The organism is Faecalibacterium sp. An77, from assembly GCF_002161315.1.
GTDB lineage: Bacteria > Bacillota > Clostridia > Oscillospirales > Ruminococcaceae > Faecalibacterium.
Map to the genome: position 1 here is coordinate 1 of NZ_NFHK01000067.1, position 9,311 is coordinate 9,311.

Here is a 9,311-nt window from a genome sequence, read left to right on the forward strand (position 1 = left end):
CCTACAGGGAAATTTGCCGCAGAGAGTGTGCGAGGCCGCAAGGCCGAGTGCGCGGTTCTGCGGCAAATTTTGTCCCCAGGGGGATATTAGGGACTGCGGAGCTGAGCCGCTGCCTGCGGTAGAAACAGGCGAAGCGGAGCAGGGGCCGCGGTCTGTCTTTTGCAAGGGCGCCGCGACGCCCGCCGCAAAAGCAGGGAACCGCAACCGAGGAATTTCTGTCACGCGTATGCGTGCAGAAATGGGTTCCCCCTAAAGCGTGTCGTTTTTCGACACGCCCAGGCAGGCCCCGGTGGGGGTCTGCCTTGCTTTTTGGGGTGGGATCAGCGGTGGGTCTTGTACAGCAGGCTGTGCTTGTAAGCGATGGCCTTCTGGACGCGGGCTGCCTCATCGGGGCCCACCAGCTGGCGCACCAGCTCCAGGCCGAAGGGGATAGCGCCGCCCAGGCCGTAGCTGGTGGTGATGTTGCCATCCACCACCACTTCCTGGTCCAGCACCACAGCGCCGGTCAGCTTATCCTGGAAGGTGAAATGCGAGGTAGCCTTCTTGCCCTCCAGCAGGCCCAGATCGGCCAGGATGCTGGGAGCGGCGCAGATGGCGGCCACCTTCTTGCCGGCCTCGGCAAAGGCCTTGACGGTGCTGGTCACGGTGGAATTGGCGGCCAGGTTGGGGGTGCCGGGGATGCCGCCGGGCAGCACCACCAGATCCACATCGCTGTAGTCCACATCCTCGGCCAGAGCGTCGGCGGTGATGGTGACCTTGTGGCTGCCGGTGACCGTCAGGCTGCCCGAAGCAGAAGCCACCACAACCTCGATCTTGCCGCGCCGCAGCAGATCCACAACCAGAAGGGCCTCGCACTCCTCAGTGCCTTCAGCGAAAAATACAACTGCTTTGCTCATAGGTGTTACCTCCATTTTTGATGTTATGTCGGGTCATCCGGGCTGTCGGGGCCGGCCTGTTCCACAAACTGGAGCAGGACGCTGTCCTCCGAAGACAAAACCCGGTTCACCCGGCTGATGATGGCGCTGGACGCGCCGGTCTTTTCCTTGATGTCGGCATAAATCCGTTTGTCCGCCAGCATTTCGGCGATGTCGTAGCGCTGCTCCATGGCGCTCAGCTCGGAGTAGCTGCACACATCCTGAAAGAAGCGGTAGCACTGTTCCGGCGTTTCCAGCCGGAGGATGGCCTGGTACAGACCGGATTTACCGGTCGGATGATCTTTACCCATGATAGAATCCTCACTGATTGCAAGATACGCTTTAATGGTTTAATGCAAGTGTATACCATACTGAACAAAATTGCAATCATTATTTGCGCAGAATGTGCTGAAATCAGAGAAATTTTTCCACCGGGGTCAGGTCCATCAGGATGCCGTCCACATCGTTCTGGACGGGGGCGCCGGGGCGGTAGCCCCGCTCCTTGAAGAAAGCCAGCACCGGCAGAGCTTTGGTGTGGACCTCGGCGTAGACCCGGCCCTTGCCGTCGCTGCGGGCCAAACGCTCACAGGAGCTGAGGATATCCCGGCCCAGGGCTTTGCCCCGCCATGCGGGCTGCAGATAGACGTGGAGCAGGTGAAGGGCGGTGTTGTCCATCTTCCAGGCAAAGTAGCCGATGGGCTTGCCGCCCATCTGGACGATGAAGTAGTTGACCTCCCGGTCGATGTCCTCCTCGATGGCGTCGGCGCTCTGCAGTTTTTCGATCAGGGCGGCCAGCTGCTTGGGGGGATAATACTTCTTGTAGCACTCCTGCCACAGCTCTGCGGCGAGGTCTGCGGTCAAATGGATGTATTTGGCCTTGGCGACCAGCTTGTAATCAGGCTTCATAGCGTTCCTTTCAGCGTGGGGATTGGTTTCATCGGATGTCGAGGCCCAGCAGGCGGGCCAGCTCAGCGGCCTGGATGGGGTCCACGATGGCGCCCCGCAGCTCCCGCAGGGAGTCGCCGGCGGTGAGGCCTTCCAGGCGGCAGGACCGCAGGTCCAGCCCCTTGAGGGAGGTGCCCGCCACATTGGCCCCCGACAGGTCCGCCTCGTCCAGCTCCACCTGTTTCCAGCGGAGGCCGGACAGATTGGCGCCCGCCAGGCTGGACCGGACCACATGGACCGATTCCAGGGCGGCGCCGTCCAGGCGGAGGGCGTCCAGGCGGCAGTCCACCACCTCCCAGCCCCGGGCCCGGCTTCCGGCCAGGCTGCAGCCCAGGGCCTTGGACCCCTGCCAGCGGCACCGGATCAGGCTGCTGTCGTAGGCCTGGGCCCCCGACAAGTCGCAGCGGACCAGGATGCAGTCGGTGAGGGAGAGGCGGCGCAGGCCTGCGCCGGTAAAGCGGCAGTCCTCCAGCAGGCAGCGGGACAGGTCCAGCCCGTCCAGCTCCTCGCCGGTGAGGTCGGCGCCCCGAATCCGCAGGGCGGCGCCTTCTTCCTGGCCCTGGGCCAGCTCATAGAGGCAGGCGGCCCCCTCGGGGCCTTCCAGACAGGTCAGGCCCGCCCCGTCGGCGGGAAGATTCGGCAGACGGTCCCGGCGCATCATACCCGGACGATATAGTCGGCTTTGCGGGGGGCGGCGGGCTTGGGATCGGCGGCAGGGTAGCCCAGAATGCAGAAGCCCACGCCCTGCCATTCGCCCTGGATGCCCCACCGGGCCAGCAGGGCCTTGCCCTCGGCCGAGTCAAACATTTCCCGGGCGCGGTTGATCCAGCAGCTGCCCAGCCCCAGGCTGGCGGCGGCATTCATCAGGTTGCCCATCACCAGGCTGCCGTCCTGCTGGGCGGTGGGCCGGGCGGCATCGGCCAGAACCAGCAGATAGGTGGGGGCCCCATACATGGGGTCGGACCCTTCGCGGCCCATGACGGCGGCATTCATCCGGGACAGCAGGGCCCGGGTTTCGGGGTCCTGAATCACCACGATTTTGGGGCTCTGCAGGCCCATGGCGGTGGGAGCGTAGGTGCCGGCTTCCAGCACGGCGTTCAGCTCCTCCTCCGAGACCTGGTCCGGCTTATAAGCACGGCAGCTGCGCCGGGTCTTGAGTGTCTCAAGGGTTTCATTGGTCATAAAAAGCAGTCCCTCCTTTTTATAAAGAATTGGGCGGATGCACCACAGCATCCCGATAGGTTTAGTATACCGCAGAAATGGGTAGAAAGCAATCCGGCCCCGCGCCCCCAAAAATCAAAAAGGAGCCCGGCTGCTTTTGGGCGCAGCGGCTCCTTCACAAATGGCACAAAGACGCAAAGCGGTCTTATTCGGTTTTCCGGGTGCGGCGGCAGGCGGTGTCCTGAAAGCGGAAGTACTCCGGGTGGTAGTGGGAGACCGTATACTCAAAGAGGATGCCGTCGGCGTTGAAGGCCTGGTTGGTGACCACGGCCAGACAGTCAAAGCTCCCCATGTCCAGATACAGCCGGTCGGCGGGGGTGGCCCGCTCCACCGTGATGGTCCGCTTGCTGGTCATGATCTGGATGCCCAGCTCCTTTTCCAGATAGGCGTAGATGGACTGTTCGGCGGCCTCGGGGGTGAGGGTGTTCACCACCGACCGCAGGAAATAGCTCACGTCCAGGATCAGGGCCCGGCCCTCCACAATCCGCACCCGTTCCACATGGTAGACGTCCATCCGGGCAGGGAAGCCGCTGGCGGCCGCCAGGGCGTTGTCGGTCTGGGTCATGGAAAAATGGACCACCCGGGTTTCATAGTGGGTGCGGCAGCGGACCGCCGTGTCGTGAAAACTCTCCATCCGCCCCAGGGTAAAGGGAGCCTTGGCGGCGGGGCGGTAGAGCACACGCACCCCCTTGCCCTGGATGGGCTGGACATAGCCGGCCTCGATCAGGCCAGCCAGAGCCCGCCGCACCGTGTTGCGGGAGCACCCGTACACCGACACGAGGGTATTTTCGGACGGGACAAGGGACTGGTAGGGGTACTCGCCATCTTCAATCTTGGTTTTTAAGTCGCGGTAGATATCACCAAATTTGGAACGGGGCATAAAGGTCTTCCTCTCTGCTGCCTGCCTGGGCGCCGGCGAACAGACTGTTGGTCCGCCGGAAATTTCAAAAAGCGGATGAGGCGTCAAACCCGCTAGTTTACTGTTACAAGTTTACAGCAAAAACTTGCAAAAATCAACCCGCAATTTTGTGCGCCATGCCAAAAAGTGAGAAAAAATCTTATTTTCTCTTGACTTGTGTGCACATGTGTGCTATATATAACTTTATATCCTTGTATAAACAAGACTTTCGCGCCTGGCCTTTTGACGGCAAGGCGCGTGTTTTTTTAGGGTCTTTTTTTCGGTGACGCAGTTACGGAAAGAACCGCCCCGTCTGGGCTATACTAAACTCAGAAAAAACGAACCGCGCACAGCGCAAACTGAAATGTGGGAGGTAGAAAAAGATGTCTGTTGTGACCATTACCAAAGAGAACTTTAACAGCGAGGTGCTACAGAGCGACAAGCCCGTCCTGCTGGACTTCTGGGCCACCTGGTGCGGCCCCTGCCGGATGCTGTCCCCCATTGTGGACCAGGTGGCAGATGAGCGCCCCGACGTCAAGGTCGGCAAGGTGAATGTGGACGAGCAGCCCGACCTGGCCGCTCAGTTCGGCGTCATGAGCATCCCCACCCTGCTGGTGTTCAAGAACGGCAAACTGGTGAACCAGTCTGTGGGTTCCCGTCCCAAGGCCGGCGTCCTGGCCCTGCTGGATGTGTAAGAGATAGGACCTGAAACAACAAATCAAAGCGGCGCGCCCATTCCTCCGGGCGCGCCGCTTTTGCTGTGGCATTTTGGGATTTGACCTTTGGGAGCCCTGCCGCGGGACACCCTTTCGGGCGGCCGGGCCGGGGCCGCCAGCGCAAAAAGAGCCGGCGCAGAAATCTGCGCCGGCTCTTGGTTTTGCTTTTTGTCCGGTGAGGGATCAGCGGCCCAGCATTTCGTGGGCCGTCTTTTCGATGGTGGCTGCATCCAGGCCGAAGGCGTGGATCAGGTCCCATGCGGGGCCGGAGCAGGCGAAGCAGTCCTGCACGCCGATGCGGCGGACAGGAACAGGGTACTTCTCGCTGAGCAGCGAGCAGACAGCCTCGCCCAGGCCGCCGATGACGCTGTGCTCCTCGCAGGTGATGACCCGGCCGCAGTCGCGGGCGGCCTCCAGGATCAGCTCCTCGTCCAGGGGCTTGATGGTGTGGATGTTCAGCACCCGGGCGCTGATGCCCTGCTCGGCCAGATGTTCGGCAGCGATGCGGGCCTCGTTGACCTCCAGGCCGGTGGCGATGATGGCGATGTCGTTGCCGTCGGTGATCTTCTCGCCCTTGCCGATGGTGAAGGTGTAGTTGTCGGGGTCATGGAACACGGGGACAGCCAGACGGCCAAACCGCAGGTAGACCGGGCCCTTCATCTCGTAGGCGGCGCGGACGGCAGCCCGGGCCTCGATGTCGTCGGAGGGGCAGATCACGGTCATGCCGGGGAGGGAACGCATCAGGGCGAAGTCCTCGCAGCACTGGTGGGATGCGCCGTCCTCGCCCACCGAGATGCCGCCGTGGGAAGCGCCAATCTTGACGTTCAGGCGGGGGTAGGCGATGGAGTTGAGAATCTGCTCAAAGGCGCGGGCGGCGGCAAACATGGCGAAGCTGGACACAAAGGGGGTCATGCCCATGGTGGACAGGCCAGCTGCCACGCCGATCATGTTGGCCTCGGCGATGCCGCAGTCAAAGAACCGGTCGGGAGCCACCGACTGGAACATGGAGGTGCGGGTGGCGGCCGAGAGGTCGGCGTCCAGCACCACCAGGTCGGGATGCTCGGCGGCCAGCTCCCGGAGGGTGGCGCCATAGCTGTCGCGGGTGGCGATCTTCTTTACTTCTGCCATATTAGCCCTCCTCCTTTTCCAGCTGGGCCAGAGCGGCCTTCAGCTCGTCCATCGCGGTGGCATAGTCGGCGTCGCCAGGGGCTTTGCCGTGCCAGTCGGCGTCGTTCTCCATATACGAGACGCCTTTGCCCTTGGTGGTGTTGAGGATAATGAAGGTGGGGCGGCCCTTTTCGGCGTGGAACGCCTCCACGGCGGCCTCGATCTGGTCATAGTCATGGCCGTCGATGGACAGCACGTTGAAGCCAAAGGCCTCCAGCTTTTTGTCCTGGGGAGCGCTGTTCATGACCTTCTCGATGGCGCCGTCAATCTGCAGGTGGTTCAGGTCCAGGAACACGCAGAGGTTATCCAGCTTGTAGTGAGAGGCGAACATGAAAGCCTCCCAGCACTCGCCCTCCTCGATCTCGCCGTCGCCGACGATGGCGTAGACGCGCACGTCGTCCAGGCCCTTGACCTTGGCGCCCAGAGCCATGCCGCAGGCAGAGGAAATGCCCTGGCCCAGGCTGCCGGTGGACATATCCACGCCAGGGACCGTGTTCATATTGGGATGGCCCTGCAGGCGGCTGCCCATATGGCGCAGGGTCAAAAGCTCCTCGGTGGGGAAGAAACCGCGCTCGGCCAGAGCAGAATAAAGGGCCGGCGCTGCGTGGCCCTTGGAGAGGACCAGGCGGTCCCGCTCAGGCCAGGCAGGGTTGGCGGGGTCCACCCGCATTTCCCGGAAGTACAAAAAGGACAGCACCTCTGCGATGGACAGGCTGCCGCCGGGATGGCCGCATTTGGCACTGTGGGTGCTCTCGATCACGCCGATCCGAATATGGCAGGCGTGTTTTTGCAGGGCAAGTTTTTCTGCGTTTGTCATAGATCGTCCTTCCATTTGCACTGGTTCGTCTCCTGGATGGGTAGATACATCATGAGCACTGATGCCGGAATGCCGGAGACACGCTGTATTCCAATTTAATATTATCTATTCTGCCCGGAAAGGTCAAGATGATTTTGTCAAAATGTACAGCAGAGGGGAATTTTGTGCCGCAGTCGCGCCTTTTTTGTGGAAATTGCCCTCCTTCCGCTTTTTCGAGAAAAAGCTTGGCAAAAAGCTTTACTGGGTACCATACACTCTGGCCGCTCTTTACAGGGTGACAGAGGGTTGCAGACTGTGCCGCGCTCACGTTACGTTTGGCAACGTAGGCGAGGCGCTGCCTGCGGCAAAAACAGCCGAGCCGGAGTTGGGGCCGCCGTCCAAATTTTCAAGCGGACCGCGTCCGGCGCAGAAAATTTGGGCAACGGCAACCCGGACCTGCGCCCGGGTACGATGCAAAGTTTTCTGATAGCCTGGTTTTTTCTTTTGAGAAAAAGGCTTTCATTTTGTACCTTGGCTGCTGTGGGACTCACAAGAGAATGGAGTTTCAGCCGCTTTAGAAAGCTCCCGGTCTGCGCCCCGGCACGCCGCAAAGTCTGTTCTGATTCCTGGATCAGGATAAACTCAAAATCAAAACACACAAACAAAACTCCCCCTCCGGCAGAAAAGAGCGGGAAGTTTCATTTTCAAGCGTGGTTTTGGCCGTTTGGAATGGTTGTTTGCATATTTGCTGTCATCTCAGGAGGCATCCAAATTCCAATGGACACAAAATCCAGGCTATGCCGGGCCTCGCATCGTACCCGGGCACAGCCCGGACGTAACGTGAGTGCGGCACAGTCTGCAACCCTCTGTCACCCTATAAAGAGCGGCCAGAGTGCATGGTACCCAGTGAACGCCTTTTCTGAAAAAGAGAAACCAGGTTGCAAAAAGACTTTGCATCGTACCGGGGCACAGCCCCGAACGCAGCAAACGAGCAGGAGCGTAACGGCCCCGCGGAACCTTCGGAGACCCGGAGAGTGCATGGTACCCAGTAAAGTTCTTTTTGCATCCTTTTTCTTTCAAGAAAAAGGATGTGTACTTTCATGTTTAAGTATGTTATCATGAAAGAAATAGAATACCATGACAGAAGGTGTTTGGATGAAAAAGAACCTTTCTTTCCGCCAGCTGGCGGCGGTGGGCAGTATGCTGTTCGGGTTGTTCTTTGGCGCAGGCAACCTGATTTTTCCCGCGTCCATGGGCCAGCTGGCCGGCGGCAGCGTCCTGACCGCATCGGCCGGCCTGCTGATCACCGGCGTGGGCCTGCCTCTGCTGGGCGTCGCCGCTCTGGGCATCAGCCGGTGCGACGGCCTGGCCTCCCTTTCCAGCCGTGTGGGCAAACCCTACGGCCTGTTTTTCACCTGCCTGCTGTATCTGACCATCGGGCCTTTCTTCGCCATTCCCCGGTGCGCCACCGTCCCCTTTGAGGTGGGCGTGGTACCCGCTCTGGGCGGGCAGGGCTCCCAGGGTGCTCTGGTGGTGTTCTCGCTGGTGTTTTTCGCTGTGGTGCTGTGGTTTTCTCTCCGGCCGGGCAAGATCCTCACCTGGGTAGGCAAGGTTTTGAACCCCCTGTTTCTGATCTGCCTGGCCATTCTGCTGGTGACCGCCCTGGTCCAGCCCATGGGCCCTATCGCCGGCCTGCCGCCCGAGGGCAGCTACGCCCAGTCCGCCTTTGTCAGCGGCTTTCTGGAGGGCTACAACACCATGGACGCCCTGGCCGGGCTGGCCTTCGGCATTGTGGTGGTCAACGTCATCCGGGACCTGGGCGTCACCGAGCCGGGAGCCATCGCCGCCAACACCGTCCTGGCGGGCTGCCTGGGCTGCGGCCTGATGGGGGTCATTTATCTGGCGGTGGCAGTGGCCGGCGCCCAGACCCGGGCCCTCTATCCCACCGCCTCCAACGGCGGCGAGGTGCTCCTCACCATGGCACAGCACTATTTCGGCTCCTTTGGGGCGGTGCTGCTGGCGGTCACTGTTACCTTTGCCTGCCTGAAAACCGCCGTGGGCCTCATCACCAGCTGTTCCGAGACCTTCTGCGCCCTGTTCCCCAAGGGCCCGTCCTACCGGTTCTGGGCGGTGGGCTTCTCGCTGTTCTCTCTGGGAGCCGCCAACTTCGGCCTGGAAACCATTCTGGCCTGGGCCACGCCAGTGCTGATGTTCCTGTATCCGTTGGCCATCACTTTGATTCTGCTGTCCCTGGCCGGGGGCCTGTTCGGCAACGACCAGCGGGTTTACGCCTGCGTCACCGCCTTTACTTTGCCGGCGGCGATGGTGGACTTTCTCCACGCCCTGCCCGCCGGGGCCCAGACCGCTCTGGGCCTGAAACCTTTCCTGGAGGCCGTGGGACAGTATCTGCCCCTGTTCACTCTGGGTCTGGGCTGGGTTTGTCCCGCCGCGGCGGGCCTGGCCGTCGGCCTGGCCCTCCACTTCCTGCGCCCGGCCCGCGCCTGATCTGAAAACGTCAAAAAAGCCCCGCATCCTTGAACTGAACCAGTAAAAACGGACAATAGACAAAACGCCCCCTGTGTAGGAAAATAAACCTATACAGGGGGTGTTCGTATGTCCAGACAAAAATACACACATATCCAAGTGAAAGAGGA

At 61.0% G+C, this 9,311-nt stretch carries 10 protein-coding genes; 2 read left to right on the forward strand and 8 right to left on the reverse strand.

What is annotated here, in order from left to right; translation table 11 throughout:
* Nucleotides 1–320: 320 nt before the first annotated feature.
* The 6 genes from B5G28_RS13385 to B5G28_RS13410 all read right to left on the reverse strand — a co-directional run bounded on the left by B5G28_RS13385 (nucleotide 321) and on the right by B5G28_RS13410 (nucleotide 3,960).
* Nucleotides 321–896: a DJ-1 family glyoxalase III gene (locus B5G28_RS13385; protein ID WP_087249602.1), complete on the reverse strand. Its 576-nt coding sequence runs from the start codon at nucleotides 894–896 to the stop codon at nucleotides 321–323.
* Nucleotides 897–919: 23 nt separating this feature from the next.
* Nucleotides 920–1,225, reverse strand: a complete 306-nt coding sequence (locus B5G28_RS13390; protein WP_087249604.1) for a YerC/YecD family TrpR-related protein — start codon at nucleotides 1,223–1,225, stop codon at nucleotides 920–922.
* A gap of 103 nt (nucleotides 1,226–1,328) precedes the next feature.
* A complete protein-coding gene (locus B5G28_RS13395) occupies nucleotides 1,329–1,820 on the reverse strand; it encodes a GNAT family N-acetyltransferase (RefSeq protein ID WP_087249606.1) in 492 nt (163 codons plus the stop codon).
* Nucleotides 1,821–1,848: 28 nt separating this feature from the next.
* Nucleotides 1,849–2,520 carry a pentapeptide repeat-containing protein gene (locus B5G28_RS13400; protein WP_158099632.1) on the reverse strand — a complete coding sequence of 224 codons (672 nt, stop codon included), beginning with the start codon at nucleotides 2,518–2,520 and terminating at the stop codon, nucleotides 1,849–1,851.
* Nucleotides 2,517–3,041: a nitroreductase gene (locus B5G28_RS13405; protein WP_087249610.1), complete on the reverse strand. Its 525-nt coding sequence runs from the start codon at nucleotides 3,039–3,041 to the stop codon at nucleotides 2,517–2,519. Before B5G28_RS13405 ends, B5G28_RS13400 begins: the two co-directional genes overlap by 4 nt.
* Before the next feature lie 184 nt (nucleotides 3,042–3,225).
* Nucleotides 3,226–3,960 carry a UTRA domain-containing protein gene (locus B5G28_RS13410; protein WP_087249612.1) on the reverse strand — a complete coding sequence of 245 codons (735 nt, stop codon included), beginning with the start codon at nucleotides 3,958–3,960 and terminating at the stop codon, nucleotides 3,226–3,228.
* Between the two features lie 401 nt (nucleotides 3,961–4,361).
* Here B5G28_RS13410 and trxA point away from each other — a divergent pair, with 401 nt between their 5' ends.
* Nucleotides 4,362–4,673 (forward strand): thioredoxin, encoded by a 312-nt coding sequence (gene trxA / locus B5G28_RS13415; RefSeq protein ID WP_087249614.1) that lies wholly within the window; start codon nucleotides 4,362–4,364, stop codon nucleotides 4,671–4,673.
* Nucleotides 4,674–4,877: 204 nt separating this feature from the next.
* On the opposite strand, the gene B5G28_RS13420 is transcribed toward trxA, so the two are convergent.
* Nucleotides 4,878–5,822 carry a transketolase family protein gene (locus B5G28_RS13420; RefSeq protein ID WP_087249616.1) on the reverse strand — a complete coding sequence of 315 codons (945 nt, stop codon included), beginning with the start codon at nucleotides 5,820–5,822 and terminating at the stop codon, nucleotides 4,878–4,880.
* Nucleotide 5,823: 1 nt separating this feature from the next.
* Nucleotides 5,824–6,678, reverse strand: a complete 855-nt coding sequence (locus tag B5G28_RS13425) for a transketolase (RefSeq protein ID WP_087249618.1) — start codon at nucleotides 6,676–6,678, stop codon at nucleotides 5,824–5,826.
* A gap of 1,134 nt (nucleotides 6,679–7,812) precedes the next feature.
* Between B5G28_RS13425 and brnQ the strand changes: the two genes are divergently transcribed.
* Nucleotides 7,813–9,162 (forward strand): branched-chain amino acid transport system II carrier protein, encoded by a 1,350-nt coding sequence (gene brnQ / locus B5G28_RS13430; protein WP_087249620.1) that lies wholly within the window; start codon nucleotides 7,813–7,815, stop codon nucleotides 9,160–9,162.
* Nucleotides 9,163–9,311: the final 149 nt, after the last annotated feature.